Consider the following 25,353-nt stretch of genomic DNA (forward strand, 5'->3'; position numbering starts at 1 on the left):
CCGTAAGTGCATCTGAAGTCTTTGGAGTGACCCGTGGCTGCCAACTGCGACGTCTGCGGCAAGGGGCCGGGCTTCGGCAAGAGCGTTTCCCACTCGCACCGCCGTACCAACCGTCGTTGGAACCCCAACATCCAGACGGTGCGCGCGGTCATCGGGCGCACGCCGAAGCGGCTCAACGTCTGCACCTCGTGCATCAAGGCCGGCAAGGTCTCGCGCTGACGTCCTAGTCGTAGCGCAGCCCCCGCCGGTTGCCTGAAAGCCGGTCCACCTCGGTGGACCGGCTTTTTGCCGTACCCGTGTGCCGGCCGTACCCGCGTGCCGGCCGTACCCGCGTGCCGTACGCGCGCGAAGCCCCCGCGAACGGGGCTAGCCCCGCAGCCGCCACCCGTGGTCCACCGGCCCGATCCCCGCGCCCAGGCGGAAGCCGCCCGCGATGGCGCCGGTGACGTACTCCTTGGCCGCCGCGACGGCCTCCGGGACGGTGTCCCCCCGGGCCAGCCGCGCGGCGACAGCGCTGGCGAGCGTGCAGCCGGTGCCGTGGGTGTGCCGGTTGTCGTGCCGCGGGGCGCGCAGCCAGTGCTCCTCGGTGCCGTCGGTGAGCAGGTCGACCGCGTCGCCCTCCAGGTGGCCGCCCTTGATCAGCGCCCAGCGCGGCCCGAAGCCGAGGACCGCGGCGGCGGCACGCCGCATGTCGGCCTCCTCGTGGACCCGTACGCCCGTCAGCTGGGCGACCTCGTCGAGGTTGGGGGTGGCGAGGGTGGCCGTGGGCAGCAGCTTCGTACGGACCGCGTCCAGGGCGGAGGCGGCGAGGAGCGCGTCGCCGTGCTTGGAGACGCCGACCGGGTCCACGACGACCGGCGCGGAGAGCCCGGCGAGCAGGTCCGCGACCGTCTCGACCAGCTCCGGCGAGGAGAGCATGCCGGTCTTGACGGCCTGGACGCCGATGTCGTCCACGACGCTGCGGAACTGGGCCCGTACGGCTTCGGCGGGCAGTTCCCACGCGCCCTGCACGCCGAGTGAATTCTGCGCGGTGACGGCGGTCAGCACGCTCATGCCGTGCGTCCCGAGCGCCAGCATCGTCTTCAGGTCGGCCTGGATGCCCGCGCCGCCGCCGGAGTCGGACCCGGCGACGGTCAGGACGCGTGGAGGTGTAGGCATGCGGCCGAATCTACCGGGGCACCGCGCGGGGCCCGCCCGCGGTCCCTCAGAGGCCGGCCTGCTCGCCGTCCGGCTCCCCGCCGAAGTGGTCCCACCCCGCGTTGACCCAGGGCGCCCCGTCCACCGTGACCTGCGGCAGCGCCGACGGGTGCAGCACCTCGCCGATCACCTTCCAGCGGGCCGGCAGCTTCACGTCCGGCGGGAACGTCGCCACGATCGCGTGGTCCTCGCCCCCGCTGAGCACCCACTGCATCGGGTCCACGCCGACGGCCGTACCGATGTCGGACATCTGCGAGGGGATGTCGATCTGGCCGGAGCGCAGGTCGATACGGACCTTGCTGGCCTCGGCGATATGGCCGAGGTCGGCGACCAGGCCGTCGCTGACGTCCGTCATGGCGGTGGCGCCGAGGCCGGCCGCCGCCGGGCCCGCGTGGTACGGCGGCTCGGGGCGGCGGTGCGCCTCCACGAAGGCGCGCGGGGAGCGGAAGCCGCGGGTGAGGACCGCGTAGCCGGCCGCGGACCAGCCCAGCCAGCCGGTGACGGCGACCACGTCGCCGGGCTGGGCACCGGAACGGGTGACCGGCTCCTGGTTGCGCAGGTCGCCCAGGGCGGTGATCGCGACGGTGATCGTGTCGCCGCGCACCACGTCGCCGCCGACGACCGCGGCGCCCGCCACCTGGCACTCGTCGCGCAGCCCGTCCATCAGCTCGCTCGCCCAGGTCGCGGGCAGTTCGGCGGGGACGACCAGGCCGAGCAGGATGGCGGTGGGCACCGCGCCCATCGCGGCGATGTCGGCCAGGTTCTGCGCGGCGGCCTTGCGGCCCACGTCGTAGGCGGTGGACCAGTCGCGGCGGAAGTGCCGCCCTTCGAGGAGGACGTCGGTGCTGGCCACGACCCGGCGGTCCGGCGCGGTGATCACCGCGGCGTCGTCGCCCGGTCCGATCCGTACGGCCGGGGTGGCGGTGAGCCGGGAGGTCAGCTCCCTGATCAGCCCGAACTCGCCCAGCTCGCCCACGGTGCCCTTCATGCTGCTGCCCTTCCGACGCGTACGGACGATCCGTACTGCGCTGCCGATCCGTACTCCACCACCGCACGCCCGGCCCGTGCTTCCCCCGGGCGGACGGCCGCCGTGCTGCCCCTGGTCGTACCGCACGACGCGTTCCCGGCGGCGCGGGTCTCCCCGGCGCGCGCACCGACGCGGTACCGTGGCGTCCCTTCTTCCCACATGATCCTCGAAGCCGCCCTGGAGGTCCCGTGGTACAGGCGTACATCCTGATCCAGACCGAGGTGGGCAAGGCGTCGGCCGTCGCGGAAGTGATCGCCAAGATTCCCGGCGTGCTCCAGGCCGAGGACGTCACCGGTCCGTACGACGTGATCGTGCGGGCGCAGGCCGAGACGGTCGACGAGCTCGGCCGCATCGTGGTCGCCAAGGTCCAGCAGGTGGACGGCATCACCCGCACCCTGACCTGCCCGGTGGTCCATCTCTAGCTCCCCGTATGCTCGGCCGGGTGATCTCCTCGTCGCGCCGGCTGCTCGTACCGGCCCTGCTCACCGTGGGCTTCGCCGCGGTGGGCTGCTCGTCCTCGGTCCCCGTCGCCGCCCCCTCGCCCGAGGGCGCGTCCGCGCGGCAGTGCCGGGCGCTCCAGGAGGAGTTGCCGCGGACCGTGGACGGGCTGGAGCGCGGCACCGCCGATCCGGTCTCGGACTTCACCGCCGTGTGGGGCGATCCCGCCGTCCGGCTGCGCTGCGGGGTCGACAAGCCCGCCGTGCTGACGCCTGGAAGTGAACATTACAACCCCGGTGCGGACGCGGCGGAAGTCAACGGCGTCGAGTGGCTCTTCGAGAAGCAGGACGACGGGTACCGCTTCACGACCGTACTGCGCAAGACGTACGTAGAGGTGAGCGTCCCGGAGAAGTACGCCCCCGAGGTCGATGTGCTGACCGACCTCGCGGCCGCGGTCAAGAAGACGGTCCCGGCCGGAGTCTGAGCCCTCCGGCCGGGCGCGGTCCCTGCGGTCCGGGCGCCTCAGCGCAGGCCCGTCGGGCGCCGCAGGGCCGACCGGACCAGCCGGTCGATCAGCTCCGGGTAGCTCACACCGCTCTCCTGCCACATCCGCGGGTACATCGAGATGGGCGTGAAGCCGGGCATCGTGTTGATCTCGTTGATGACGTAGGTGCCGTCGTCCTGGAGGAAGAAGTCCACCCGGGCCAGGCCCTCGCAGGACAGCGCCTCGAAGGCGCGGACGGCCAGCTCCTGGACCTCGGCGGTCTGCTCCACGGTCAGCGGGGCGGGCACCAGGCCGGTGGCCGAGTCGATGTACTTGGCCTCGAAGTCGTAGAAGGTGTGGTCGGAGACGGGCGGGATCTCGGCCGGGAGGCTGCCGCGCGGCCCGTCCTCGAATTCCAGCACGCCGCACTCGATCTCGCGGCCGGTCAGCAGGGCCTCCACCAGGATCTTCGGGTCGTGGCGGCGGGCCTCCTCGATGGCCGCGTCCAGCCCGGAGATGTCGTCGACCTTGCTGATGCCCATGGAGGAACCGGCGCGGGCGGGCTTGACGAAGATCGGCCAGCCGTGTTCGGCGGCGAAGTCCACGATCCGCTGACGGGCGGCGGCGCCGCCGTCGGCCTGCTCCCACTCACGGGGGCGGACGACCTCGTACGGGCCGACCGGCAGCCCGTAGGAGACGAACACCCGCTTCATGTACTCCTTGTCCATGCCGGCGGCCGAGGCGAGCACGCCCGAGCCGACGTAGGGCACACCGGAGAGCTCCAGGAGGCCCTGGATCGTGCCGTCCTCGCCGTACGGGCCGTGCAGCACGGGAAAGACGACGTCGACGCCGCCCAGCGCCTTGGGCACCGAGCCGGGCTCGCTGTAGACGACCTCACGGCTGGTCGGGTCGGCGGGGAGCTGGACGGCCCCCTCGGCGGTCTCGGCCAGTTCCGCGACGCTCGGCAGCTTCCGGTCGGTGATGACCATCCGCGCGGGGTCGTCGGCGGTCAGCGCCCAACGGCCTTCGGCGGTGATGCCGATGGGCAGCACGTCGTACTTCTCGCGGTCGATGGCCGACAGCACGGCGCCCGCGGTCACCACGGAAACGGCGTGTTCGGAGCTGCGGCCACCGAACACGACGGCGACGCGGGGCTTCTGGGGAGGGGTCTGGCTGCTCATATCGGGTTGAGGGTACCTGCTGCCCCAGAGGGAGTCGGTGCCGCGGGCCGGTGCGGCACGCCCGGAGCCGCCGGGGCGCCGGGCGTGGCGGGGGCTCTCAGTGGCGCTCGGGCTTGGCGCTGCGCGACATCAGCTCCTTGAGGGCCACCAGCGGCGGCTTGCCCTCGTGGACGATGTCCACGACCGTCTCGGTGATCGGCATGTCGACGCCGTGCCGGCGCGCCAGATCCAGTACCGACTCGCAGGACTTGACGCCCTCGGCGGTCTGCTTGGTGACCGCGATGGTCTCCTCCAGCGACATGCCGCGGCCGAGGTTGGCCCCGAAGGTGTTGTTGCGGGAGAGCGGCGAGGAGCAGGTGGCGACCAGATCGCCCATGCCGGCGAGCCCGGCGAAGGTGTGCGCGTCGGCGCCCATCGCCAGGCCCAGCCGGGTGGTTTCGGCGAGGCCGCGGGTGATCAGGGAAGCCTTGGCGTTGTCGCCCAGGCCCATGCCGCCGGCCATGCCGACCGCCAGCGCGATGACGTTCTTGACCGCGCCGCCCAGCTCCGCGCCGACCACGTCGGTGTTGGTGTACGGGCGGAAGTACGGGGTGTGGCAGGCGGCCTGGAGGCGCCGGGCCACGGCCTCGTCCGCGCAGGCGACGACCGCGGCGGCAGGCTGCCGGGCGGCGATCTCCTTGGCGAGGTTGGGGCCGGTCAGCACCGCGACGCGCTCGGCGGGGGCCTTGGCGACCTCCTCGATGACCTCGCTCATCCGCTTGGCGGTGCCCAGTTCGACGCCCTTCATCAGGGAGACCAGGACGGTGTCGGCGGGCAGCAGCGGGGCCCATTCGGCGAGGTTGCCGCGCAGGGTCTGGGAGGGGACGGCCAGGACGGTGAAATCGGCGTCGTGCGCGGCCTCGGCGGGGTCGGTGGTGGCCCGTACGGACTCCGGCAGCTGTGCGTCCGGCAGGTAGTCGGGGTTGGTCCGGCCGGTGTTGATGGCGTCGACCAGGCCCGCTCTGCGGCCCCACATCGTCACCTCGCAGCCCGCGTCGCCGAGCACCATCGCGAATGCGGTGCCCCAGGACCCCGTGCCGTAGACGGCGCAGCGCGTCACTTGCCTTCATCCTCCTGTGTCTTCGGTGCCTGGTCGTCCAGTTTCACGCCCCGCTCGTCCAGCTCGCGCGCCCGCTCGGCCTTCTGCTGCTCGCGGCGGGCCCGGCTGCGCCGGACGGCGTCCTTGCGGTGGTCGTACGGTTCGGCGGGCGCCGGCTCGCCGCGCAGTTCGGCCAGCAGTTCGGTGACGGCGGCCATGACCTTCTCGGTCACCGCGCGCAGCACGTCGGCGGTCGGCTCCTTGCCGTAGAACTCGCTGAGGTCGACCGGCTCCCCCGCCTTGACCCGCAGAGTCTTGCGCGGGAAAAGACGCAGCTTCTTCTCCTTGGCGTAGGGCGGCATCACCTCGTTGGCGCCCCACTGGGCCACCGGGACGACCGGCGCCTTGGTGAGCAACGCCACCCGGGCGGCCCCGGTCTTGCCCTGCATGGGCCACAGGTCGGGGTCGCGGGTGAGGGTGCCCTCGGGGTAGAAGGCGACGCATTCGCCCTTGTTGATGGCGGCCACGGCGGCGCGGAAGGCGACCGCCGCGTCGGCGGATTCCCGGTAGACGGGGATCTGGCCGGTGCCGCGCATCACCGCGCCGACAAAGCCGCCCTTGAAGAGCCCGGACTTGGCGAGGAATCGCGGGACCCGGCCGGTGTTGTACTGGTAGTGCGCGTACGACAGCGGGTCCAGATACGAGTTGTGGTTGACCACGGTGATAAATCCGCCGTCGGCGGGAATGTGCTCCATTCCCTGCCAGTCCCGCTTGAACAGAACCAGGAGCGGCGGTTTGCAGATGACCGCGGCCAAGCGGTACCAGAAGCCGATTCTGCGGCGGGACACTGGGACACCCTCCTTGTGGGATCTGCTGAGCTGCTGCGACCCGGCAGCCGCACAAGTGTCGCCCCAGGTACCCGCTATGTCGAGAACACCGTAACCCCGCCGCTCACGGATGGCGGTGACGGCAGGTGAGAATGAGGGCGATGCGAAGTGATGGAGCGGACGCCGGATGGAGCCTGGTCGTCCCGCTGAAACCCCTGGTACGGGCGAAGAGCAGGCTGTCCGGGGCGGTGGGGGAACGGCTGCGGCCGCGGTTGGCACTGGCGTTCGCGCTGGACACCGTGACGGCCGTGCTGGCCTGCGAAGACGTCGTGGATGTGGCGGTTGTCACGGACGATGTGACGGCCGGGGAACGGCTTGCGGCCCTCGGCGCTCACGTCCTCGCGGACGTTCCGGGCCGTGGCTTGAACGCGGCGCTGGCCCATGGGGCGGCACAGGTGCGCCGGCGGCGCGCCGGGGCCGCCGTGGCGGCGCTGAACGCGGATCTCCCGGCGTTGCGCCCGGCGGAACTGAGCCGGGTGCTGACGGCCGCCGCCGCATTTCCCCGGGCATTTCTCGCGGATGCGGCGAAAATCGGTACGACGCTGCTGTCCGCGGCTCCCGGAGTGGAATTGGCGCCCGCTTTCGGGGGGCCGTCCCGGGCGCGGCACCGCGAATCGGGGGCGCACGAGATCCTGCTGCCGGGCACCGAATCCGTACGCCGGGACGTGGACACCGGCGCGGATCTGCTGGCCGCGCTGGAGCTGGGTGTGGGGCCGTACACCGCCCGCTGTGTGCCGGGGATACCGGACCGCGCGGGCCTGGAAGGCGTCAGAACGTCTGGAGCGTGACGAGCACGATGCGGCGCCCGTCGGTTTCCGTACCGCTGCCGGCCTCGCCCTCGACCTCGATGCGCACCCGCTGACCGGGCCGCAGCAGCCGCAGGCCGCCCGCGTCGAAGGCCGCCGCGCCGAAGGGCAGCGGCGTGCCGTCGTCGAGCAGCACGCTGCCGGAACGGGTCTGGGCGTCGTAGGTGTACGCGGTGGCCTGCATGGGGCCACCCTAAACGGCGCCCGCGGGCCGATCGCCCCGAACGGCGCCGGTGCGGGCGCGGGACACGCGGGTACGACGCACCGCGGGCCGGGCTCCCCGGGGGGAGTCCGGCCCGACGCGTGGCGTCGCCGCTGCTGATTACCGCTTGCGGGCGGTGGTCTTCTTGGCGGTGGTCTTGCGGGCCGTGGTCTTCTTGGCCGGGGCCTTCTTCGCCGTCGCCTTGGTCGCGGGCGCGGTCTTCTTGGCCGTCGCCTTCTTGGCGGTGGTGGTGGCCTTCTTGGCCGGGGTGGCCTTCTTCGCCGCCGTGGTGGCCTTCTTGGCGGTGGCCGTGGACTTCTTGGCCGTCGCCTTCTTCGCCGTGGCGGTGGACTTCTTCGCCGGCGTGGCCTTCTTCGCCGCGGCCGTCGTCTTCTTCGCCGGCGTGGCCTTCTTGGCGGCGGCGGTGGTCTTCGTCGCCGTCTTCTTGGCGGTGGCCTTCTTGGCCGCGGCCTTCTTCACGGTCGAGCGGGTGGAAGTACCACCGGAAAGGCTGCCCTTGGGGGCCTTCTTGACGGCCACGTCGTTCTTCGGGAGCTTCTTCGAGCCGCTGACCAGGTCCTTGAAGCCCTGACCGGCACGGAAACGGGGCACCGAGGTCTTCTTGACCCGGACCCGCTCACCCGTCTGCGGGTTGCGGGCGTAGCGGGCCGGACGGTCCACCTTCTCGAACGAACCGAAACCGGTGACCGATACGCGGTCGCCGGAGACAACTGCACGGACGATTGCGTCCAGTACCGCGTCCACCGCGTCCGCGGCGTTCTGACGGCCGCCGAGCTTGTCGGCAATGGCTTCTACGAGCTGCGCCTTGTTCACGTCTTCCCCTTCGGAGACATTGCTGGAACGAAAGTGTTCAAGCCTTTTCGCACGTTAGGCAGATATATACCGCAAATCAAACACGAAACGGGCTAATCACCCTTGTGCCGCAACGAACTCGACCTTCACGGAGTTCCGTCGGCGTGCACGTCTTCGGGAAAGCGACCCTCGTCGAGGTCGTTCATGAACCACTCCAGACGCCTTGCCGCGTCCGCCAGATCGTGTTTCGCCGCCGCCGTGATGACGAGCAGCTTCCGGGTCAGCGCCATGCGTACGCCCTCCGGGACTTGCAGTGTCCGCACTCGTGTGTGTGCGTCCTTGAGTCGGTCGGCGACGAGACCGTAGAGCTCGAGTTGGTCGTCGCGTTCCATGCGCTAATTGTGCCATCTGCGGCGAGTTGTCGCTTCACGGGGCCTCAACAGACGCCTCCACACGCCGATGCGCCCCCTGCCAACCAGCAAGGGGCGCATCGTACGCAATAAGGCTTTGAGCCAAAAAACCCGAGGTCAGACTACTACCGTACGCGGCTTGAACGACGGCCTGTTCGCCTCGTACCGGGCGATGGCCTCCTCCTCCCGAAGAGTGAGGCTGATGTCGTCCAGGCCCTCCAGCAGCCGCCAACGCGCGTTCTCGTCCAGCTCGAACCCTGCGGTGATGCCCGGTGCCCGGACCTGCCGGCCGACGAGGTCGACGGTGACCTCGGCCGCGGGGTCCGCCTCGGCGAGCTTCTGCAGCGCCTCGACGGTCTCCTGCGGCAGCACCACGGTCAGCAGTCCGTTCTTCAGCGAGTTGCCCCGGAAGATGTCCGCGAAACGCGACGAGATGACAGCCTTGAAGCCGTAGTTCTGCAGCGCCCACACCGCGTGCTCGCGCGAGGAGCCGGTGCCGAAGTCGGGCCCGGCCACCAGAACGGTCGCGCCCCGGTACGCCTCCTGGTTCAGCACGAACTGCGGATCCTTGCGCCACGCCTCGAAGAGCCCGTCCTCGAAGCCGTCGCGGGTGACCTTCTTGAGCCAGTGCGCGGGGATGATCTGGTCGGTGTCCACGTTGCTGCGGCGCAGCGGGACGGCCCGGCCGGTGTGCGTGGTGAAAGCTTCCATGGTTCAGACTCCCGCGGGCGTACGTACGTCGGCGTCGGACAGATCGGCCGGCGATGCCAGGTGGCCGAGAACCGCCGTTGCGGCGGCGACCTGGGGCGAGACCAGGTGGGTGCGGCCGCCCTTGCCCTGCCGTCCCTCGAAGTTGCGGTTGGAGGTGGAGGCGGAGCGCTCGCCGGGGGCCAGCTGGTCCGGGTTCATGCCCAGGCACATCGAGCAGCCGGCGTGCCGCCACTCGGCACCGGCCTCGGTGAAGACCTTGTCGAGCCCCTCCTCGACCGCCTGGAGGGCGACCCGTACGGAGCCGGGGACGATGAGCATCCGCACCCCGTCGGCGATCCGGCGGCCCCGCACGACCTCGGCCGCGGAGCGCAGATCCTCGATCCGCCCGTTGGTGCACGAACCTACGAAGACGGTGTCCACCCGGATGTCGCGCAGCGGCTGACCCGCCGTCAACCCCATGTATTCCAGGGCCTTTTCGGCGGCGTAGCGCTCCGATGCGTCTTCGTACGAAGCGGGGTCGGGGACGCGCTCCGAAAGCGGCGCGCCCTGCCCCGGGTTGGTGCCCCAGGTGACGAACGGCGCCAGCTCCGCGGCGTCGATGACGACCTCGTGGTCGAAGGCCGCGTCGTCGTCGGTGCGCAGGGTCTTCCAGTACCCGACGGCGGCGTCCCAGTCGGCGCCCTCGGGGGCGTGCGGGCGCCCCTTCAGGTACGCGAAGGTGGTCTCGTCGGGGGCGATCATCCCGGCCCGGGCGCCCGCCTCGATGGACATGTTGCAGATGGTCATCCGGGCCTCCATCGAGAGCTTCTCGATGGCCTCGCCGCGGTACTCGATGACGTAGCCCTGGCCGCCGCCGGTGCCGATCCGGGCGATGACGGCCAGGATCAGGTCCTTGGCCGTGACGCTCTCGGGCAGCTCGCCCTCGACGGTGACGGCCATGGTCTTGAACGGCGCCATCGGCAGCGTCTGGGTGGCCAGCACGTGCTCGACCTGGCTGGTGCCGATGCCGAAGGCCAGCGCGCCGAACGCGCCGTGGGTGGAGGTGTGGCTGTCGCCGCAGACCACGGTGGTGCCCGGCTGGGTCAGTCCCAACTGCGGTCCCACCACGTGGACGACGCCCTGCTCCACGTCGCCCAGCGGGTGCAGCCGTACGCCGAAGTCCGCGCAGTTCTTGCGCAGCGTCTCCAGCTGGGTGCGGGAGACCGGGTCGGCGATGGGCTTGTCGATGTCGAGGGTCGGGGTGTTGTGGTCCTCGGTGGCGATGGTCAGGTCGGTGCGCCGCACCGAGCGGCCGGCCTTGCGCAGGCCGTCGAACGCCTGCGGGCTGGTGACCTCGTGCAGCAGGTGCAGATCGATGAAGAGGAGGTCGGGCTCGCCTTCCGCGCGCCGGACGACGTGGTCGTCCCAGACCTTCTCCGCGAGTGTCCGTCCCATCGCTTTCCCTCCGGCCGGCCGCATCGCCGGCCCAACTCGACTGTGTGCGCAGCGCCCGTCCCCCTGCACCGGACGTCGTGCCGGGCCCTGGTCGGGGGCCGTGGATACAGATTGGCGGGTTCGCCGGAACTTTGAACTTGCGTTTCACACTGTGAGACGCGAGTATCGTTGCATGGACAACTCTAGCGGCGTCGGCGTTCTCGACAAGGCAGCTCTGGTACTGAGCGCTCTGGAGTCCGGTCCGGCCACCCTCGCCGGGCTGGTCACGGCGACCGGGCTCGCACGGCCCACGGCCCACCGGCTGGCCGTGGCACTGGAACACCACCGGATGGTGGCCAGGGACATGCAGGGCCGGTTCATCCTCGGCCCGCGGCTCTCCGAGCTGGCCGCGGCGGCCGGTGAGGACCGCCTGCTGGCCACGGCCGGGCCGGTGCTCACCCACCTGCGCGATGTGACGGGCGAGAGCGCGCAGCTCTACCGGCGCCAGGGCGACATGCGCATCTGCGTGGCCGCGGCGGAACGGCTGTCCGGACTGCGGGACACCGTCCCGGTCGGCTCCACGCTCCCCATGAAGGCCGGCTCGGCGGCCCAGATCCTGATGGCCTGGGAGGAGCCGGAGCGGCTGCACCGCGGCCTCCAGGGCGCGCGTTTCACGGCGACGGCCCTGTCCGGCGTACGGCGCCGGGGCTGGGCCCAGTCGATCGGCGAGCGCGAGCCGGGCGTGGCCTCGGTCTCCGCCCCCGTACGCGGCCCTTCGAACCGCGTGGTCGCCGCCGTCTCGGTCTCCGGACCGATCGAGCGGCTGACCCGGCACCCCGGCCGGATGCACGCCCAGGCGGTCATCGACGCCGCGGCGCGGCTCAGCGAGGCGCTGCGCCGTACGGGCTGAGCCGACCCGCCGAAAACCAGGCCGACCTGCTAGAACGCCGACCGGCCGGTGCGGACGCGACGCCCGCACCGGCCGGTCGGCCGTATCGCACCCCGTCTACGCCACGCTCACGGCGGCGCCGCGCGCCCCGCGCCGGCCGGACGTGACGCCGTACGCGGCACCGAGTCCGGTCGGCGGCATCGAGCTGTAGAACGTGCTGTACGCGCCCGCCGGCACGACGTACGTCTCGTGCCAGATGCCGACTCCCCCGCCGCCGCGCCGCGCGCGGCGGTTGAACGCCGCCCACGCGGGGCGGTGCCGCCGGTCCGGGTCGGAGGCGTACGCGTACAACTTCTCCCGCGACTCCCAGTATTGGACGACGCCGAAGAGGCGCGGCCCGCCGCCCAGCGCCCGGTACCCGAGCAGCCCCGAACTCCGATCGCGCGCCAGCTCCTTGAGCATGGGCGGCATCGCGAGCAGCGCCGGCAGCCAACTGCGCACCGCCCAGAGCCGGTTGATGCGCATTCCGATCATGAAGACGACCACTTCCCCGTCGACGTCCGCCACCGCGCGCCCCGGCACGACCTTGTCCCCCATGGCGATCTCCTGCCTCTCCATTCTTTGGATAGCGGCACTATCCATGCTTGGATAGTGACACTCTCCAAGGAAGGGCGCAAGCGGATGCGACTGGCGGAACTGAGCGAACGCAGCGGGGTGCCCACCGCGACGATCAAGTACTACCTGCGGGAACGGCTGCTCCCGCCGGGCGAGCGGGTCACCGCCACCACGGCCGAATACGGGGACGCCCATCTGCGCCGGCTGCGCCTGGTGCGGGCGCTGGTCCAGGTCGGGAAGATGCCGGTGGCCACCGCGCGCGAGGTGCTGGCCGCGGTGGAGGACGAGTCGCTGGACCACCACATGCGCCTCGGCGCGGCCGTCTGGGCCCTGCCGCACGATCCGGGCCCCGAGACGGAGACCCCGGAGACCGCCGCCGCGCGCCGGACGGCGGACGAGCTGCTGCGCCGCCTGGGCTGGCGGTACGGGCTGGAGACGGGGCCGGCCTCCCCCGCGTACGGGATGCTGGTGAACGCCCTGGCCGCGCTCGCCCGGCTCGGTTATCCGCACGCCGCGGAGAACGTGCTGCCGTACGCCCGGATCGCGGGCGAACTGGCCGTCGCCGACCTGGACTTGGTGGAGGAGTACGAGACGCCGGCCGAGCAGGTGGAGGCCGCGGTGGCGCTGACCGTACTGCTGGAACCGGTGCTGCTGAGCCTGCGGCGGCTCGCGGAGGCGGAGGAGTCGCACCGCCGCTTCGGCAGCGGCGCGTGAGCCGGGAGCCGACCTCATGCGAAAAGGCCCCTCCCTGTCGGGAGAGGCCTTCCGTATGCGTACCCCCGACCGGATTCGAACCGGCGCTACCGCCTTGAGAGGGCGGCGTGCTAGGCCGCTACACAACGGGGGCTCGCTCTGCAGAACCGCAGTTGACCTGCGGTTTCGCGCTGGGCTACCAGGACTCGAACCTAGACTAAATGAACCAGAATCACTCGTGCTGCCAATTACACCATAGCCCATGGTGGTTTAGACCAGTACCCCCGACCGGATTCGAACCGGCGCTACCGCCTTGAGAGGGCGGCGTGCTAGGCCGCTACACAACGGGGGCCCTAGCGATCCTTGCATCGTCGCATCCGGGAGCGACCCGAAGGCGACGGAGAGAAAGGATCTGTACCCCCGACCGGATTCGAACCGGCGCTACCGCCTTGAGAGGGCGGCGTGCTAGGCCGCTACACAACGGGGGCTTGCACTGCGCGATCAAGAGACCTTGAGAAGATCTCTTGCTGGGCTACCAGGACTCGAACCTAGACTAACTGAACCAGAATCAGTCGTGCTGCCAATTACACCATAGCCCACCAGAACTCAACTCCCTGCGGGAGTCCTGTTCGGCTTGCGCTTCCCGGCCCGGCCTTTCGGCCCGCCCGGGCGGCGCAGAAAGAACATTACCCGAAGGTGGACGACGCTCCAAAACCGATAAGGCCGCGCACCAGCGCGGGCAGCTCGGCCAGCCCCCCGATCCGCGTCACACCGTCCGGCACCTCGCCCCGCTCCCCGGCCCGGTCCACCCACACCGCGCCCAGCCCGGCGTCCCGCGCGCCGATGGCGTCCACGTCCAGCCTGTCCCCGACGTAGACGACCCGCTCCGGCGCCAGCCCCAGCGCATCACAGGCCGCCCGGAACGCCCCGGCCGCCGGCTTCGCGTACCCCACCTCGTCGGCGCACAGCACCACCTCGAAGTGATCGCGTATGCCCAGTGCCCGAAGCTTGCGGTCCTGATTGGCGACGGAGGAGTTCGACAGCACGCCCTGCCGGGCCAGCGGGGCGAGCGCTTCGAGGGCCTGGACGGAGTCCGGGAAGAGGGTCCAGGCCGCCTCGTAGAGCGCGACGTACCGCCCGAACCAGGCATCGGCCTCGTCATCACTCAGCGGCTTCCCGAGGAAGGACCGAGCCCGCTCCCTGCGGTGCTCCAGAAACCCCACCTCCCCCGCGAGGAAGCGGGCGAAGGCGACCTCCATGCACTCCCGCCACCGCCCGAGCGCGCACTCCGCGTCGGCGTACGCCCCGAGCAGCCCCTCGGCCTCGATGTGCCGCAGCGCCCCCGCGCGGTCGGATCCCGTGTAGTCGAAGAGGGTGTCGTCCACGTCCCAGAGAACGGCATCGATGGTCATGGAATCGACCGTACCGGGGTGGGTGGCGCGAGATCCGGGGTTTTGGCCTGCGCACGTCAATGGCATGGCATCCTGTCACCTTGCCGGGGTGCCGTCCGCGCTCCGCCGCGCTTCAACGGGGAGTGATCGACATGAAACGTGCTGCTGTGGTGGGCCTGGCCGTGGCCGGCCTGAGCTTCGGAAGCCTGGTGACCGCCGCACCGGCCTCCGCGAACGGAACGGCCCCCGCCTGCGTCAAGCGCAACGTCTTCACCGTGGTGGGCCGCTACTGGGAAGCCCGCGTAGAGAACACCTGCGGCCGCACGATGCGCGTCCGCGTGGTCGGCTCGTTCGGCCCCTTCGACTGCCACACGCTGAAGCACGGCGCGAGCTACCGGCACCACAGCGACTGGGGCAAGTACAAGCGCGTCGAGGTGTGCTGAGGCGCGGGGGCGCGCGGGCGCGCCGGGGGCGGCGTGGGGGTCCGGGGCCGGTGGTCGGCTTGCCGGGCCCCGAGCGGGCTCAGCGGTTACGTACGGGCGGGCGCGCCCCATGCCCTTTGATCGCGACCAGGAACGCGGCGAGGCCGTCGCGGGTGACCGGGAGGACCGTCTCCGGAGCGTCGCTCTCGCGGAGGCGAAGGGTGCCGTCGGGGGCGGCGGCGACATTCAGGCAGTTCACGCCCTCGTTACTGTACGAGGACTTCTGCCAGGTCATGCTGCGCCTCGCCTCCCCTTGATCACGGCCACGAGTCCGGCCAGGCCCTCACGGGTGGTCGACAGGATCACCTCCGGATCATCGCTCTCCCGGAGGCGTACGGTGCCGTCGGGCGCGGCGGCGACGTTCACGCAATTCACCGCCGCGTTGCTGTACGAGGACTTCTGCCAGGTCAGGCGGGACATGCTGGGCCCTACTCCTTCACGACTTGTTCACCATCGTCCTTGACTGCTGCCAAGAACGCAGCCAAACCGCCGCGGGCGATCGACAAGATCACCTCCGGATCGTCGCTCTCTCGTATTCGCAGACTGCCGTCGGGGGAGGTCGCAACGTGCAGACAGTTCGCCCCTGCGTTGCTGTAGGAAGACTTCTGCCACCGATAGGCGTACATCGTCAGGCCACTCACAGACTTTTGGCGATCTTGTGGATGAATGCGCTGCTTTCGGCTGGGCTGAGGGCGCAGCGCTCCATGCGGTCCAGCACCGTCCGGTACCGAGCGAGCTGTGCCTCCGCAAAGAGAAGCTCGCAACCGTGATCGGAGTCCAGCAGCACCGTGTCGAGCTGCGGCGTTGGCCCGCAGGCATAGGTGATCGGCTGGCCGGCCGCCGGGAATCCTGCGCGCTCGAAGGGAATCGCCAGAACGTTCACGTGTTCTTGCTCCCCCATCTCGATCAGGTGATGCAACTGGGCCCGCACGACATCTGCGCCACCCACTCCCATACGCAGCACGGCCTCGTGGATGATCGCCGTATAGGGCAAGGGCGAGCTCCCGCCCAGGACGCCTTGGCGCCTGATGCGGAAAGCCACGTGGTGCTCGATCTCATACGGCCGGAGAGCGGGCACGTTCTGGCCGTACGACGCGCGAGCGTGCTCCGCCGTCTGCAAGAGGCCCGGCATGGCCACCAGGACAGCGACCCGCAACGCCCTGGCGTCATGTTCCAGCTCCGCCACCTCGACAAGTGACACGGGCAGCAACTCCCGGTACTCGTCCCACCAGCCACGCCCCCGCCGCCCCGTCATGCTCCCCAGAGCTTCGACCAGCGCGGCATCGTCACACGCATAGCAGCGGGCCATGGCCCGTACCCGGTCTGCGCTCACCCCGTAACGCCCGGCCTCGATCATGCTCATGCGGGCCTGCTGGATGCCGACCCTGGCCGCCGCCTCTGTCGATGTCAGCCCGGCCTGTTCCCGCAGTTTGCGCAGCTCGGCGCCCAAGCGGCGCTGCCGCAATGTTGGCGGCGTGGCTGCCATCAAAGCCACCCCTCTCAGTGGACGCGCGTGCAAGGCGTACCTCACACCAGTGAATAAGCGAGGACTATCAGCGATTCAGGGATAGAACTATCACGGGGTGGCTAGCGTTGAGTCGTCAACTCCTCACGCTGATGGGAGACTTCATGACCACCGTATCCCCACCCCCACCCCTCCCCGACCCTCCCGAAGGCTTCGCCCAAGAGATCCAGGATCTGGTCGACGCCAGCGCGCCCCGTCTCTTCGCCGTCGTCGAGGAGTATGCCGTCGGCGGGCTGCGGGACGCGCGGGTCGCTGCATGGGGGCTCGCCTATGAGGACGGGCGGGCGGATGTTGCCGCCGTGGGCTGCGGCTTTCGGATGTCGGTGACGGCGCCGGAGCGCGCGGCCCGGTTCGCCTCGTTGCGGCCGGGCGTGGTGGGGAGCGTCGTATGGCCGGGAGCCTGAGGGTGCCGGGCGGAACGGAACGATTCGATCGTCACCGGTCATGACACGTCCGTCGGGACACGGAAGCCCGGATCTCCTGGATGCGTGCCCCGCCGCCGCCTACCGTGGGTCCCGCCTTGCCTACACGTACCGGAGGTCGCCGGCCATGGACAGAGAAATCGAAGTGGATCGGACCGCCTGCGAGCGGACTCCGGACGCCATCCGCACGGCGTTGCAGCGGCGCCCGGACTGGCTGCAGTACTTCGAGCAGGACTGGCTCAGCGCGGCGGCGGATTTCGATCGTGCGGAGCTGGACCGGGTCGTCGACAAGTGGTTCCCCTTCGCGTGCGCGTGCGCGACGCCCGGCTACCTGGATCAGGTGGAGCAGATGGCCAAGCGCCTGGCGGAAGGGGACACGGAAGGCATGGTCTTCTGGGACGCCGAGGGCAACGCGTACGACGCCGAGAACCATCCCATCAACGTCGGGCCGGTGACCGCGTGACCCACCCCCGCCACATACGAAGGGGCGGCCACCGACACCCGGTGGCCGCCCCTTCGGCGTACAACGTGACAGCCGCGCGCCTACGCGCCCAGCTTCGCCAGCGCCGCGTCGATGCGCGCCAGCGTCCGTTCCTTGCCCAGGATTTCCAGGGACTCGAAGAGCGGGAGGCCGACCGTGCGGCCGGTTACGGCTACGCGGACCGGGGCCTGGGCCTTGCCGAGTTTGAGGCCGTGGGTCTCGCCTGCCGCCAGGACGGCCTGCTTGAGGGAGTCGGCGCTGGACCAGTCGGCGGCCGAGAGGTTTTCGCGGGCGGTGGTGAGGAGGGCCACCGGGTCGCCCTTCATCGCCTTGGTCCAGGACGCCTCGTCCTCGACCGGCTCCTTGCGGAAGAGGAAGTCGACGTTGGCGGTGATGTCGGAGAGGACCGTCAGGCGGGTCTGCGCGTGGGGGGCGATGGCCTGCCAGGCGGCCTCGTCGAAGTCGGCCGGGTCCCAGTTGGCGTGGGGGGCCTGGAGCCAGGGGCGGCACGCCTCGGCGAACGCCTTCGGGTCGAGGCGGCGGATGTGGTCGGCGTTGATCGCCTCGGCCTTCTTCAGGTCGAAGCGGGCCGGGTTGGCGTTGACGTCGGCGATGTCGAAGGCCGCGACCATCTCGTCGATGGAGAAGACGTCCTGGTCGGCGGAGAAGGACCAGCCGAGGAGGGAGAGGTAGTTCAGGAGGCCCTCGGGGAGGAAACCGCGCTCGCGGTAGAGGTTGAGGGACGCCTGCGGGTCGCGCTTGGAGAGCTTCTTGTTGCCCTCGCCCATGACGTACGGGAGGTGGCCGAAGAGGGGGATCGACTTGGCGATGCCCAGGTCGATCAAAGCCTTGTACAGGGCCACCTGGCGGGGGGTGGAGGAGAGCAGGTCCTCGCCGCGCAGGACGTGGGTGATCTCCATCAGGGCGTCGTCGACCGGGTTGACGAGCGTGTAGAGGGGGGCACCGTTGGCGCGGAGGATGCCGTAGTCGGGCACGTTCTCCGGGGTGAAGGTCAGCTCGCCGCGGACCAGGTCGGTGAAGGTGATCGGCTCGTCCGGCATCCGGAAGCGGACGATCGGCTCGCGGCCCTCGGCCTCGTACGCGGTGATCTCGTCGGCGGTCAGGGCGCGGCACTTGCCGTCGTACCCGGAGGGCTTGCCGGCGGCGCGGGCGGCCTCGCGGCGGGCGTCCAGCTCCTCGGTGGAGCAGTAGCACTTGTACGCGTGGCCGGCGTCGAGCAGCTTCTGCGCGACGTCCTTGTAGAGGTCCATGCGCTGGGACTGCCGGTACGGCGCGTGGGGGCCGCCGATCTCGGGGCCCTCGTCCCAGTCCAGGCCCAGCCAGCGCATCGAGTCGAGCAGCTGGTTGTAGGACTCCTCGGAGTCGCGGGCCGCGTCGGTGTCCTCGATGCGGAAGACCATGGTGCCCTGGGTGTGCCGGGCGAAGGCCCAGTTGAACAGGGCGGTGCGGACCAGGCCCACGTGGGGGTTGCCGGTCGGGGAGGGACAGAAACGGACGCGGACGGGGGTCGCGTTAGCCACGCTTGATCACCTTGTTGGTGAGAGTGCCGATGCCTTCGATGTGGACGGCGACCTCGTCGCCGTCCTGGAGGGGGCCGACCCCGGCCGGGGTGCCCGTGAGGACGACGTCGCCGGGGAGCAGCGTCATCGCCTCGGTGATGTGCACGATCAGGTCCTCGACGGAGCGCACCATCTCGCTGGTGCGGCCGAGCTGGCGCTGTTCGCCGTTGACGGTGCACATGATCGTCAGGTCGCCCGGGTCCAGCTCCGTCTCGACCCAGGGGCCGAGCGGGCAGGAGGTGTCGAAGCCCTTGGCCCGCGCCCACTGGGACTCGCGCTGCTGTACGTCGCGCGCGGTGATGTCGTTGGCGCAGGTGTAGCCGAGGATGACGTCCTTGACGCGCTCGCGCGGGACCTCGCGGCACATCCGGCCGATGACGACGGCGAGCTCCGCCTCGTGGTGGACCTCCTGGGAGAAGGAGGGGTACTGCACCGGGTCGCCGGGGCCGATCACCGAGGTGGAGGGCTTGAAGAAGGTGACCGGCACATCCGGGACCTCGTGGCCCAGCTCGCGTGCGTGTTCGGCGTAGTTGCGGCCGACCGCGACGACCTTGTTGGGCAGGACCGGGGGCAGCAGGCGGACCTTGTCCAAGGGGACCTTGTGGCCCGAGCGCTCGAATTCCGCGAAAGGGTGTCCCTTGATGACGTCGATCTCGTCGCCGTCGAGGACGCCGAAGCCGACGTTGCCGTCGATGGAGAATCTGGCGATGCGCACGGGTTGCCGCTGCCCCTCATTGATCACTGGCCGGAGTTGACACTCCAGGCTATCGCGGGGGCGCGGCCGGCCCGCGTCCCCTTTGTTATACGGCCGCGTCCACGGTCTCGTCCGGCGCGGCGGCCTGCGCGGGCACGGTGTGCGGCGCGGGGGCGACCTTCAGGACGGTGCGGCGCGGGTTGGCGGTCTGCGTGGGCAGTTCGACGGCGTGCTCCGGCACCTCGGCCGTGGCGCTCCGCAGCTCGTCGGCATCCTTGAGATGCGCGAGGGTGGTGCGCCGCGGGTTGGCTATGTTGCGGAACATCATCGTGGTCTTCACTGCTCGGGCCTCGCGTAGGGACGTCGGGAAACAGGGCCGCCCGGGAAAGTTCCGGGATTGCGGCCTTGTCATTTCGGGCAACTGTGTAAAGCGTCAGGCTATGCGCGCTATTCCCCGCGGCGCTTCGGGAAAGTCGACCGGGCGCCTGTGAGTTTGCTCACGAAGTGTGTGACAAATGCCGCATTTCCCATGATCAACAACCACGGGCGAAACGGACATTGCTGGATTGAAGCCCATGTTCCGCTCCCGATCACCGCACCTGGGACAGGGGACACGCGTGAGCGACTCGCGGGCATAAGTCCGTTATCGGCCGCGCCACTCTCTACGTGCGGTGACGCGTCCCGTACATTGCGTCACGCATGTCCCATAGGGCCGCACCGCCCTTGTTGGAGATCCGGCACTGTGCTGGAATTCCACGGACCGCCGCAGGTATCCGCCGGACGGCGCGCAGGGGGCGCAGCGAAGCGCCGCGCGGTGGTGCCGCTCTCTCGGCCAGAGGGGGCAGCTCGCCGGTCACTCACGACCGCCAAACGGGGGCCCCGGCCCCTACGACTCGACAACCGTCCCGCCGTTGACGCGGAGGGACGCCTGGTCCAGAGGTTGCGACGCTAGTGCAGGGACGTTTCAAGAGGGATGGGTCTCCCCAGGCCCGCCAGGGCCAAGGGGAAGCTGCGGCGGACCCGGAGCTGCGCGGCAAAAGCGACCGCGCCTCCTCGCCCCAGCATGGCCCGGGCACCGGCCCGGCGGCCGGCGGCGACTCCGCCGACGGCGCCGCGCCCAAGCCGGCCAAGGACGCCAAGGAGCCGAGCGGCCCCGGGGCGCGCATCGCCATGCGCAACTGGCGCATCAGCACCCGCCTGGTCTCCCTGCTGGCGCTCCCCGTCATCGCCGCGACCACGCTGGGCGGCATGCGCATCAACACGTCGCTGGAGAACATCGACCAGCTCGACAAGATGCAGCTGCTCACCGAGATGACGCGGCAGGCCACCGAGCTGGCCGACGCGCTCCAGGTCGAGCGGGACAAGTCGGCCGGTCCGATCGTGGGCAGCGGCAACGTCAAGGACGACGCCAACGTCGTCGCGCCGCGCGAGGCCACCGACCGCGCGAAGCTGGCGTTCAACAAGGCCACCGGCAGCGTCCAGCGCGACGACCCGGCGATGGCCGGTGTGCAGGCGACCCTGCTGGACATCGGGCGTCAGCTCAACACGCTCAACGAGATCCGCAACAACGCGTACAAGGACGCCGACAACTCGGCCCGTACGGTCAGCAGCTACAACCAGCTGATCACCTCGTTGCTCGCGCTGTCCCAGGACATGGCGCAGGCGACCAGCAACCCCGAGATGATCCGCTCGACCCGTGCGCTGGCGGCGTTCTCCTCCGCCAAGGAGTACGCGTCGATGCAGCGCGCGATCGTCAGCGCCGGTCTCGCGCACAAGGGCGGCGCGCAGCTGTCCCCCAACGACCGGCTGGCCGGCCGTACCGCCGAGGACAACGAGAAGGCGGCCCGCGACCGCTTCTCCCAGATCTCCGAGGGCGCCAGCGACCTCACCAAGGGCCTGGACGGCAACAACGACGACATCAAGGCGGCCGTCGCCTTCGCGCACCGGGCGTTTACCAACGACAACGGCATCCAGAGCGAGGACTACAAGTACCTCGACTGGTACGACACCGACACCGTCAAGATCGAAGAGATGTCGAAGATCGAGAGCTCGCTGCTCTCGCAGATGGAGCAGACATCCCGCGAGCTGCGCAACGACGCGACGCGCGAAGCGATCATCAACGGTGCGCTGATCCTGCTGGTCCTCGGCATCTCGCTGGTCGGCGCGTTCGTCGTGTCCCGGTCCATGGTGCGCTCGCTGCGCCGCCTCCAGGACACCGCCCAGAAGGTCTCCCAGGAGCGCCTGCCCGAGCTGGTCAAGCAGCTGTCCGAGCCGGACCCGCAGGACGTGGACACCTCCGTGGAGTCGGTCGGTGTGCACAGCCGCGACGAGATCGGCAAGGTGGCCGCGGCGTTCGACGACGTGCACCGCGAAGCCGTCCGGCTGGCGTCCGAGCAGGCGCTGCTGCGGGGCAACGTCAACGCGATGTTCACCAACCTCTTGCGCCGCAGCCAGGGCCTGATCCAGCGCCAGCTGTCGCTGATCTCCGAACTGGAGTCCCGCGAGGCCGACCCGGACCAGCTGTCCTCGCTGTTCAAGCTGGACCACCTCGCGACCCGTATGCGCCGTAACGGCGAGAACCTCCTCGTCCTCGCGGGCGAGGAGCCGGGCCGCCGCTGGACGCGCCCGGTCCCGCTGGTCGACGTGCTGCGCGCCGCCGCCTCCGAGGTGGAGCAGTACGAGCGCATCGAACTGAGCGCGGTCCCGCAGACCGAGGTCGCCGGCCGGGTCGTCAACGACCTCGTCCACCTCCTCGCCGAGCTGCTGGAGAACGCCACCTCCTTCTCCTCGCCGCAGACCAAGGTCAAGGTGACCGGTCACGCGCTGCCCGACGGCCGCGTCCTGGTCGAGATCCACGACACCGGCATCGGCCTGTCGCCCGAGGACCTGTCCGCGATCAACGAGCGGCTGGCCAGCCCGCCGACGGTGGACGTCTCGGTCTCCCGCCGCATGGGTCTGTTCGTGGTCGGCCGCCTGTCGCTGCGGCACGGCATCCGCATCCAGCTGCGGCCGTCCGACTCGGGCGGTACGACGGCGCTGGTCATGCTGCCGGTCGATGTCGCCCAGGGCGGCAAGAAGCCGCAGCCGGGCAAGGGCGTTCCGGGCGCCGGGCACGGCGAGGGCAAGCCCAGCACCCCGAACGCCTCCGCCAACCGCCTCGCCGGCCTCCAGCCGCGCGGCCAGGTCGGCGCGGGCGGCGCGCGTCCGGCGCTGCCGGGCCGCGGCGGTCCGGGCGGCCCCGGTGGCCAGGGCGGTCCGGGTGCCGGCGCGTTCGGCGCCCCGGGCGGCCGTACGGGCAACAACGCGCCCGCCGGCCCCGCGAAGAGCGGCGCGGGTCAGCTGAGCGACGGACGTCCGGCGCTGCCGACCCGTGGCGCGCCGGCCGGCGCGAACGCGGGCGCGGGTGCCGGTGACACCTCCCAGATGCCGGCGGTTGCGCCGCCCACCGGCGCGCCCCGCCAGGACGAGCGCCCGCAGCTGCCGCAGCGCGGTGCCGCCGCGGAGCTGACCGGCGGTGCCGACACCGCCGGTGGCGCCCCGCAGCCCGGCACCACGAGCTGGGGCGCCCGCCGCGAGCGCGGTGCCGCGGACGACTGGCCGATGGCGCCCCGCCAGGAGCAGGACCGGCCGCGGGGCCACGAGGAGCCGGAGACCGGCGCCTTCGCCCGTCCGGCGGCCGGCGGCCCCGGCGACACGGCCGAGTTCGCCCGTCCCGACTTCGACGCCCCGGCGCCCACTGCCGACGGCACGCAGGGCCGCGGCCCGGGTGACACCGGCGAGTTCGCACGGCCGGACGCCTTCGGTGCCGGCGCGCCGCAGCACGGCGAGCAGACCACCGGTGAGTACGCACTCCCCGCCGACCTGCGGAGCGAGTCCCCGCAGGGTCCCGGCGACACCGGGCAGTTCGCCCGCCCGGAGGCCGGGTTCGGCGACCGCTCGTACGAGAACAACGGGTACGACGCCAGCGCGGGCAGCGCCTTCGGCGGCGCGCCGCAGCAGCAGGGTGCCGGGACCACCGGCGAGTTCGCCCTGCCCGCCGACCTGCAGAGCGGGTCGCCGCAGGGCACCGGCGAGTTCGCGATGCCGTCCCAGGAGCGGGAGCGTCCGGCCGACGGCTCCGGCGACCTGCTCGGCGGCGGTTCGCCGGCCGGTCCGGGCGACGGCCGTACGCCGATCTTCGACACCATCGAGTCGAACTGGTTCAGCCACCCGGCGTCCGGCGCCTCCGTGCCGCAGCAGGCCGCCGACGAGCCGGCGGCCCCGTCGGCGGAGCGCTCCGAGGCGCCGCCGCTGCCGCGCCGCGAGCCGGGCGCCGCGACCGGTGCCGCGTCCGGCGGTACGTCCGGCGCGGGCCTGAGCCTGAACGGGGCCGGCGCCGACGACCGCGGCCAGTGGCGCGCCTCGCCCAACGACGAGCGCTGGCGGCAGGCGGAGCAGATCCGCCAGCCCGCCGCGGGCGGCGTCACCACCTCCGGGCTGCCCCGCCGCGTACCGCGCGCCAATCTGGTCGCCGGCACCGCGCAGCAGCAGTCGAACCAGACCGGTCCGCAGGTCTCGCGGGCGCCCGACGACGTACGCGGCCGTCTGACCAACCTTCGCCGGGGTATCCAGCAAGGCCGTTACCGGGCCGAGGAGAACGCCTCCACCGGCAACCACGGCATTGTCGACCCCACTCACCAGCAGGAGCGTTAGTTGAGTCCGATGAGCCAGGCGGCGCAGAATCTGAACTGGTTGATCACCAACTTCGTGGACAACACCCCCGGTGTGTCCCACACGGTGGTGGTCTCCGCGGACGGACTGCTCCTCGCCATGTCCGAGGGTTTCCCGCGCGACCGGGCCGACCAGCTGGCCGCGGTGGCGTCCGGGCTGACCTCGCTGACCTCCGGTGCGTCCCGCATCTTCGAGGGCGGCGCGGTCAACCAGACCGTGGTGGAGATGGAGCGCGGCTTCCTCTTCATCATGTCCATCTCGGACGGATCGTCGCTGGCCGTACTGGCGCACCCGGAGTGCGACATCGGCCTCGTCGGTTACGAGATGGCCCTGCTGGTCGACCGCGCGGGCACGGTGCTCCACGGTGCTCACGCCCGACCTGCGCGCCGAGCTCCAGGGCAGCCTGCTGCACTGAGTCCCGCCGAACGTCACGACCCGACCCACCGACCACCGTGCCGCACCCCCCACCGGCCCAACCCGACGACAGTCAGTTGTCCCGTCCGGAGGACCCCATGACCCCGCCACCTGCCTCGCCCGGCCCGTACGGCGCCTACAGCCAAGCGCCGTACGGGGGCGAAGGTGACCAGCCGCTGGTCCGCCCGTACGCCATGACCGGGGGACGGACCCGGCCGCGCTACCAGCTCGCCATCGAGGCGCTGGTCAGCACGACCGCCGACCCGTCCCAGCTGCCCGGCCTGCTGCCGGAGCACCAGCGCATCTGCCACCTGACCCGCGAGGTGAAGTCGGTCGCCGAGATCTCGGCGCTGCTGCACATCCCGCTGGGGGTGGCCCGGATCCTGGTCGCGGACCTGGCGGAGGCCGGCATGGTGGCGATCCACCAGCCGGGCGGCAGCACCGAGGCCGGCGGTACGCCCGACGTGACGCTGCTGGAAAGGGTGCTCAGTGGACTTCGCAAGCTCTGACGGAGCCGGACCCGCCGCCGGTCAGGGCGGCGGGTCCACCACCTCCGCGAAGATCGTGGTGGCGGGCGGCTTCGGCGTGGGCAAGACCACGTTCGTCGGGGCCGTCTCGGAGATCAACCCGCTGCGCACGGAGGCCGTGATGACCTCCGCCTCGGCGGGGATCGACGACCTGAGCCATGTCCAGGACAAGACCACGACGACCGTGGCGATGGACTTCGGCCGTATCACGCTGGACCAGGACCTGATCCTGTACCTGTTCGGCACCCCCGGCCAGGACCGCTTCTGGTTCATGTGGGACGAC

General features: G+C 71.0%; 31 protein-coding genes, 5 tRNA genes and 1 pseudogene. 13 read left to right on the forward strand and 24 right to left on the reverse strand.

The window, feature by feature from the left end; genetic code table 11:
- Nucleotides 1–33 precede the first annotated feature (33 nt).
- A complete protein-coding gene (gene rpmB, locus ADK86_RS30600) occupies nt 34–219 on the forward strand; it encodes a 50S ribosomal protein L28 (protein WP_003984695.1) in 186 nt (61 codons plus the stop codon).
- A 147-nt stretch (nt 220–366) separates the two neighbouring features.
- Here the strand turns inward: rpmB and thiD are convergent, their stop codons facing one another.
- Both thiD and ADK86_RS30610 read right to left on the reverse strand, forming a co-directional pair.
- Complete coding sequence (gene thiD / locus ADK86_RS30605; protein WP_053699525.1) at nt 367–1,158, reverse strand: bifunctional hydroxymethylpyrimidine kinase/phosphomethylpyrimidine kinase; 792 nt, start codon at nt 1,156–1,158, stop codon at nt 367–369.
- A 46-nt stretch (nt 1,159–1,204) separates the two neighbouring features.
- A complete protein-coding gene (locus tag ADK86_RS30610; protein WP_030602800.1) occupies nt 1,205–2,185 on the reverse strand; it encodes a thiamine-phosphate kinase in 981 nt (326 codons plus the stop codon).
- Nucleotides 2,186–2,412: 227 nt separating this feature from the next.
- Here ADK86_RS30610 and ADK86_RS30615 point away from each other — a divergent pair, with 227 nt between their 5' ends.
- Together ADK86_RS30615 and ADK86_RS30620 are read left to right on the forward strand one after the other, a co-directional pair.
- On the forward strand, nt 2,413–2,646 hold the full coding sequence (locus tag ADK86_RS30615) for an Lrp/AsnC family transcriptional regulator (protein WP_003984698.1): 234 nt from the start codon (nt 2,413–2,415) through the stop codon (nt 2,644–2,646).
- 8 nt (nt 2,647–2,654) lie between these two features.
- On the forward strand, nt 2,655–3,146 hold the full coding sequence (locus ADK86_RS30620) for a DUF3515 domain-containing protein (RefSeq protein WP_053699526.1): 492 nt from the start codon (nt 2,655–2,657) through the stop codon (nt 3,144–3,146).
- Between the two features lie 38 nt (nt 3,147–3,184).
- Here ADK86_RS30620 and ADK86_RS30625 read toward each other — a convergent pair whose 3' ends face one another.
- The 3 genes from ADK86_RS30625 to ADK86_RS30635 all read right to left on the reverse strand — a co-directional run bounded on the left by ADK86_RS30625 (nt 3,185) and on the right by ADK86_RS30635 (nt 6,253).
- Complete coding sequence (locus tag ADK86_RS30625; RefSeq protein WP_053699527.1) at nt 3,185–4,327, reverse strand: D-alanine--D-alanine ligase family protein; 1,143 nt, start codon at nt 4,325–4,327, stop codon at nt 3,185–3,187.
- Nucleotides 4,328–4,424: 97 nt separating this feature from the next.
- Nucleotides 4,425–5,426, reverse strand: a complete 1,002-nt coding sequence (locus ADK86_RS30630; protein ID WP_053699528.1) for an NAD(P)H-dependent glycerol-3-phosphate dehydrogenase — start codon at nt 5,424–5,426, stop codon at nt 4,425–4,427.
- A complete protein-coding gene (locus ADK86_RS30635; RefSeq protein WP_030376199.1) occupies nt 5,423–6,253 on the reverse strand; it encodes a lysophospholipid acyltransferase family protein in 831 nt (276 codons plus the stop codon). The genes ADK86_RS30630 and ADK86_RS30635 overlap by 4 nt, the downstream gene beginning before the upstream one ends.
- Nucleotides 6,254–6,393: 140 nt before the next feature.
- Between ADK86_RS30635 and cofC the strand changes: the two genes are divergently transcribed.
- Complete coding sequence (cofC, locus tag ADK86_RS30640) at nt 6,394–7,080, forward strand: 2-phospho-L-lactate guanylyltransferase (protein ID WP_053699529.1); 687 nt, start codon at nt 6,394–6,396, stop codon at nt 7,078–7,080.
- On the opposite strand, the gene ADK86_RS30645 is transcribed toward cofC, so the two are convergent.
- The 5 genes from ADK86_RS30645 to leuC all read right to left on the reverse strand — a co-directional run bounded on the left by ADK86_RS30645 (nt 7,061) and on the right by leuC (nt 10,668).
- Nucleotides 7,061–7,282, reverse strand: a complete 222-nt coding sequence (locus tag ADK86_RS30645) for a hypothetical protein (RefSeq protein WP_053699530.1) — start codon at nt 7,280–7,282, stop codon at nt 7,061–7,063. The genes cofC and ADK86_RS30645 overlap by 20 nt on opposite strands.
- A 138-nt stretch (nt 7,283–7,420) precedes the next feature.
- Entirely contained in the window at nt 7,421–8,134 is a 714-nt protein-coding gene (locus tag ADK86_RS30650; RefSeq protein WP_053699531.1) for an HU family DNA-binding protein, read from the reverse strand.
- A gap of 125 nt (nt 8,135–8,259) precedes the next feature.
- Nucleotides 8,260–8,505, reverse strand: a complete 246-nt coding sequence (locus ADK86_RS30655; protein ID WP_003984706.1) for a hypothetical protein — start codon at nt 8,503–8,505, stop codon at nt 8,260–8,262.
- A gap of 135 nt (nt 8,506–8,640) precedes the next feature.
- Nucleotides 8,641–9,234: a 3-isopropylmalate dehydratase small subunit gene (gene leuD, locus ADK86_RS30660; RefSeq protein ID WP_053699532.1), complete on the reverse strand. Its 594-nt coding sequence runs from the start codon at nt 9,232–9,234 to the stop codon at nt 8,641–8,643.
- Between the two features lie 3 nt (nt 9,235–9,237).
- Complete coding sequence (gene leuC, locus ADK86_RS30665) at nt 9,238–10,668, reverse strand: 3-isopropylmalate dehydratase large subunit (RefSeq protein WP_053699533.1); 1,431 nt, start codon at nt 10,666–10,668, stop codon at nt 9,238–9,240.
- Nucleotides 10,669–10,840: 172 nt separating this feature from the next.
- On the opposite strand from leuC, the gene ndgR reads away from it, so the two are divergent.
- Nucleotides 10,841–11,557 carry an IclR family transcriptional regulator NdgR gene (ndgR, locus tag ADK86_RS30670; protein ID WP_003984709.1) on the forward strand — a complete coding sequence of 239 codons (717 nt, stop codon included), beginning with the start codon at nt 10,841–10,843 and terminating at the stop codon, nt 11,555–11,557.
- Nucleotides 11,558–11,653: 96 nt separating this feature from the next.
- Here ndgR and ADK86_RS30675 read toward each other — a convergent pair whose 3' ends face one another.
- On the reverse strand, nt 11,654–12,133 hold the full coding sequence (locus tag ADK86_RS30675; RefSeq protein WP_053699534.1) for a DUF4188 domain-containing protein: 480 nt from the start codon (nt 12,131–12,133) through the stop codon (nt 11,654–11,656).
- 84 nt (nt 12,134–12,217) lie between these two features.
- On the opposite strand from ADK86_RS30675, the gene ADK86_RS30680 reads away from it, so the two are divergent.
- Nucleotides 12,218–12,865: a MerR family transcriptional regulator gene (locus ADK86_RS30680; protein ID WP_199834504.1), complete on the forward strand. Its 648-nt coding sequence runs from the start codon at nt 12,218–12,220 to the stop codon at nt 12,863–12,865.
- A gap of 60 nt (nt 12,866–12,925) precedes the next feature.
- Here the strand turns inward: ADK86_RS30680 and ADK86_RS30685 are convergent.
- The 6 genes from ADK86_RS30685 to ADK86_RS30710 all read right to left on the reverse strand — a co-directional run bounded on the left by ADK86_RS30685 (nt 12,926) and on the right by ADK86_RS30710 (nt 14,256).
- Nucleotides 12,926–12,998, reverse strand: a tRNA-Glu gene (locus ADK86_RS30685).
- A gap of 37 nt (nt 12,999–13,035) precedes the next feature.
- Nucleotides 13,036–13,107 (reverse strand) — tRNA-Gln (locus ADK86_RS30690).
- Nucleotides 13,108–13,123: 16 nt separating this feature from the next.
- A tRNA-Glu gene (locus ADK86_RS30695) sits at nt 13,124–13,196 on the reverse strand.
- A 63-nt stretch (nt 13,197–13,259) separates the two neighbouring features.
- Nucleotides 13,260–13,332, reverse strand: a tRNA-Glu gene (locus ADK86_RS30700).
- A gap of 39 nt (nt 13,333–13,371) precedes the next feature.
- Nucleotides 13,372–13,443: transfer RNA gene (locus ADK86_RS30705), tRNA-Gln, on the reverse strand.
- 87 nt (nt 13,444–13,530) lie between these two features.
- Nucleotides 13,531–14,256, reverse strand: a complete 726-nt coding sequence (locus ADK86_RS30710) for an HAD family hydrolase (RefSeq protein WP_053699536.1) — start codon at nt 14,254–14,256, stop codon at nt 13,531–13,533.
- A gap of 131 nt (nt 14,257–14,387) precedes the next feature.
- Here ADK86_RS30710 and ADK86_RS30715 point away from each other — a divergent pair, with 131 nt between their 5' ends.
- Entirely contained in the window at nt 14,388–14,678 is a 291-nt protein-coding gene (locus tag ADK86_RS30715; protein WP_159394001.1) for a hypothetical protein, read from the forward strand.
- A 79-nt stretch (nt 14,679–14,757) separates the two neighbouring features.
- On the opposite strand, the gene ADK86_RS30720 is transcribed toward ADK86_RS30715, so the two are convergent.
- Genes ADK86_RS30720 through ADK86_RS30730 form a run of 4 tightly spaced genes read right to left on the reverse strand, consistent with a single transcriptional unit; the run spans nt 14,758 to nt 16,203 of the window.
- Nucleotides 14,758–14,952, reverse strand: a complete 195-nt coding sequence (locus tag ADK86_RS30720; RefSeq protein WP_053699538.1) for a DUF397 domain-containing protein — start codon at nt 14,950–14,952, stop codon at nt 14,758–14,760.
- Complete coding sequence (locus ADK86_RS30725; protein ID WP_053699539.1) at nt 14,949–15,137, reverse strand: DUF397 domain-containing protein; 189 nt, start codon at nt 15,135–15,137, stop codon at nt 14,949–14,951. The genes ADK86_RS30720 and ADK86_RS30725 overlap by 4 nt, the downstream gene beginning before the upstream one ends.
- Before the next feature lie 8 nt (nt 15,138–15,145).
- A complete protein-coding gene (locus tag ADK86_RS41555) occupies nt 15,146–15,343 on the reverse strand; it encodes a DUF397 domain-containing protein (protein WP_078952363.1) in 198 nt (65 codons plus the stop codon).
- 11 nt (nt 15,344–15,354) lie between these two features.
- Nucleotides 15,355–16,203 carry a helix-turn-helix domain-containing protein gene (locus ADK86_RS30730; protein ID WP_053699548.1) on the reverse strand — a complete coding sequence of 283 codons (849 nt, stop codon included), beginning with the start codon at nt 16,201–16,203 and terminating at the stop codon, nt 15,355–15,357.
- Nucleotides 16,204–16,346: 143 nt separating this feature from the next.
- Between ADK86_RS30730 and ADK86_RS30735 the strand changes: the two genes are divergently transcribed.
- Entirely contained in the window at nt 16,347–16,646 is a 300-nt protein-coding gene (locus tag ADK86_RS30735; RefSeq protein WP_053699549.1) for a hypothetical protein, read from the forward strand.
- A 145-nt stretch (nt 16,647–16,791) separates the two neighbouring features.
- On the forward strand, nt 16,792–17,127 hold the full coding sequence (locus ADK86_RS30740; RefSeq protein WP_053699540.1) for a DUF6247 family protein: 336 nt from the start codon (nt 16,792–16,794) through the stop codon (nt 17,125–17,127).
- Nucleotides 17,128–17,207: 80 nt separating this feature from the next.
- Here ADK86_RS30740 and gltX read toward each other — a convergent pair whose 3' ends face one another.
- The 3 genes from gltX to ADK86_RS30755 all read right to left on the reverse strand — a co-directional run bounded on the left by gltX (nt 17,208) and on the right by ADK86_RS30755 (nt 19,759).
- A complete protein-coding gene (gene gltX, locus ADK86_RS30745) occupies nt 17,208–18,686 on the reverse strand; it encodes a glutamate--tRNA ligase (RefSeq protein WP_053699541.1) in 1,479 nt (492 codons plus the stop codon).
- On the reverse strand, nt 18,679–19,440 hold the full coding sequence (locus ADK86_RS30750) for a fumarylacetoacetate hydrolase family protein (RefSeq protein ID WP_053699542.1): 762 nt from the start codon (nt 19,438–19,440) through the stop codon (nt 18,679–18,681). Before ADK86_RS30750 ends, gltX begins: the two co-directional genes overlap by 8 nt.
- Before the next feature lie 85 nt (nt 19,441–19,525).
- Nucleotides 19,526–19,759 (reverse strand): hypothetical protein, encoded by a 234-nt coding sequence (locus tag ADK86_RS30755; protein WP_078952364.1) that lies wholly within the window; start codon nt 19,757–19,759, stop codon nt 19,526–19,528.
- Nucleotides 19,760–20,370: 611 nt separating this feature from the next.
- Here ADK86_RS30755 and ADK86_RS30760 point away from each other — a divergent pair.
- The 4 genes and pseudogenes from ADK86_RS30760 to ADK86_RS30775 all read left to right on the forward strand — a co-directional run.
- A complete protein-coding gene (locus ADK86_RS30760; protein ID WP_053699544.1) occupies nt 20,371–24,111 on the forward strand; it encodes a nitrate- and nitrite sensing domain-containing protein in 3,741 nt (1,246 codons plus the stop codon).
- A 9-nt stretch (nt 24,112–24,120) separates the two neighbouring features.
- Nucleotides 24,121–24,544 (forward strand): annotated as a pseudogene (locus tag ADK86_RS30765) (roadblock/LC7 domain-containing protein).
- Nucleotides 24,545–24,641: 97 nt separating this feature from the next.
- The gene (locus ADK86_RS30770; protein ID WP_053699545.1) at nt 24,642–25,052 is read left to right on the forward strand and encodes a DUF742 domain-containing protein; all 411 of its coding nucleotides are present in this window, start codon (nt 24,642–24,644) and stop codon (nt 25,050–25,052) included.
- Nucleotides 25,033–25,353: GTP-binding protein (locus tag ADK86_RS30775; RefSeq protein WP_030602879.1), on the forward strand; the 321-nt coding region annotated here is incomplete at its 3' end. The genes ADK86_RS30770 and ADK86_RS30775, both read left to right, overlap by 20 nt.

This window comes from Streptomyces sp. NRRL F-5755, assembly GCF_001279365.1.
GTDB lineage: Bacteria > Actinomycetota > Actinomycetes > Streptomycetales > Streptomycetaceae > Streptomyces > Streptomyces rimosus.

Excerpts from the sequence above, each read along its gene's own strand:
- ADK86_RS30655 (WP_003984706.1), bottom strand. The coding sequence starts at position 8,505 with ATGGAACGCGACGACCAACTCGAGCTCTACGGTCTCGTCGCCGACCGA.
- ADK86_RS41555 (WP_078952363.1), bottom strand. The coding sequence starts at position 15,343 with ATGTACGCCTATCGGTGGCAGAAGTCTTCCTACAGCAACGCAGGGGCG.
- ADK86_RS30620 (WP_053699526.1), top strand. The coding sequence starts at position 2,655 with ATGCTCGGCCGGGTGATCTCCTCGTCGCGCCGGCTGCTCGTACCGGCC.
- ADK86_RS30645 (WP_053699530.1), bottom strand. The coding sequence starts at position 7,282 with ATGCAGGCCACCGCGTACACCTACGACGCCCAGACCCGTTCCGGCAGC.
- ADK86_RS30710 (WP_053699536.1), bottom strand. The coding sequence starts at position 14,256 with ATGACCATCGATGCCGTTCTCTGGGACGTGGACGACACCCTCTTCGAC.
- ADK86_RS30735 (WP_053699549.1), top strand. The coding sequence starts at position 16,347 with ATGACCACCGTATCCCCACCCCCACCCCTCCCCGACCCTCCCGAAGGC.
- ADK86_RS30680 (WP_199834504.1), top strand. The coding sequence starts at position 12,218 with ATGCGACTGGCGGAACTGAGCGAACGCAGCGGGGTGCCCACCGCGACG.
- ADK86_RS30625 (WP_053699527.1), bottom strand. The coding sequence starts at position 4,327 with ATGAGCAGCCAGACCCCTCCCCAGAAGCCCCGCGTCGCCGTCGTGTTC.
- ADK86_RS30720 (WP_053699538.1), bottom strand. The coding sequence starts at position 14,952 with ATGACCTGGCAGAAGTCCTCGTACAGTAACGAGGGCGTGAACTGCCTG.
- ADK86_RS30730 (WP_053699548.1), bottom strand. The coding sequence starts at position 16,203 with ATGGCAGCCACGCCGCCAACATTGCGGCAGCGCCGCTTGGGCGCCGAG.
- ADK86_RS30740 (WP_053699540.1), top strand. The coding sequence starts at position 16,792 with ATGGACAGAGAAATCGAAGTGGATCGGACCGCCTGCGAGCGGACTCCG.
- leuD (WP_053699532.1), bottom strand. The coding sequence starts at position 9,234 with ATGGAAGCTTTCACCACGCACACCGGCCGGGCCGTCCCGCTGCGCCGC.
- ADK86_RS30770 (WP_053699545.1), top strand. The coding sequence starts at position 24,642 with ATGACCCCGCCACCTGCCTCGCCCGGCCCGTACGGCGCCTACAGCCAA.
- ADK86_RS30725 (WP_053699539.1), bottom strand. The coding sequence starts at position 15,137 with ATGTCCCGCCTGACCTGGCAGAAGTCCTCGTACAGCAACGCGGCGGTG.
- thiD (WP_053699525.1), bottom strand. The coding sequence starts at position 1,158 with ATGCCTACACCTCCACGCGTCCTGACCGTCGCCGGGTCCGACTCCGGC.
- ADK86_RS30715 (WP_159394001.1), top strand. The coding sequence starts at position 14,388 with ATGAAACGTGCTGCTGTGGTGGGCCTGGCCGTGGCCGGCCTGAGCTTC.
- ndgR (WP_003984709.1), top strand. The coding sequence starts at position 10,841 with ATGGACAACTCTAGCGGCGTCGGCGTTCTCGACAAGGCAGCTCTGGTA.
- leuC (WP_053699533.1), bottom strand. The coding sequence starts at position 10,668 with ATGGGACGGACACTCGCGGAGAAGGTCTGGGACGACCACGTCGTCCGG.
- cofC (WP_053699529.1), top strand. The coding sequence starts at position 6,394 with ATGCGAAGTGATGGAGCGGACGCCGGATGGAGCCTGGTCGTCCCGCTG.
- ADK86_RS30610 (WP_030602800.1), bottom strand. The coding sequence starts at position 2,185 with ATGAAGGGCACCGTGGGCGAGCTGGGCGAGTTCGGGCTGATCAGGGAG.
- ADK86_RS30675 (WP_053699534.1), bottom strand. The coding sequence starts at position 12,133 with ATGGGGGACAAGGTCGTGCCGGGGCGCGCGGTGGCGGACGTCGACGGG.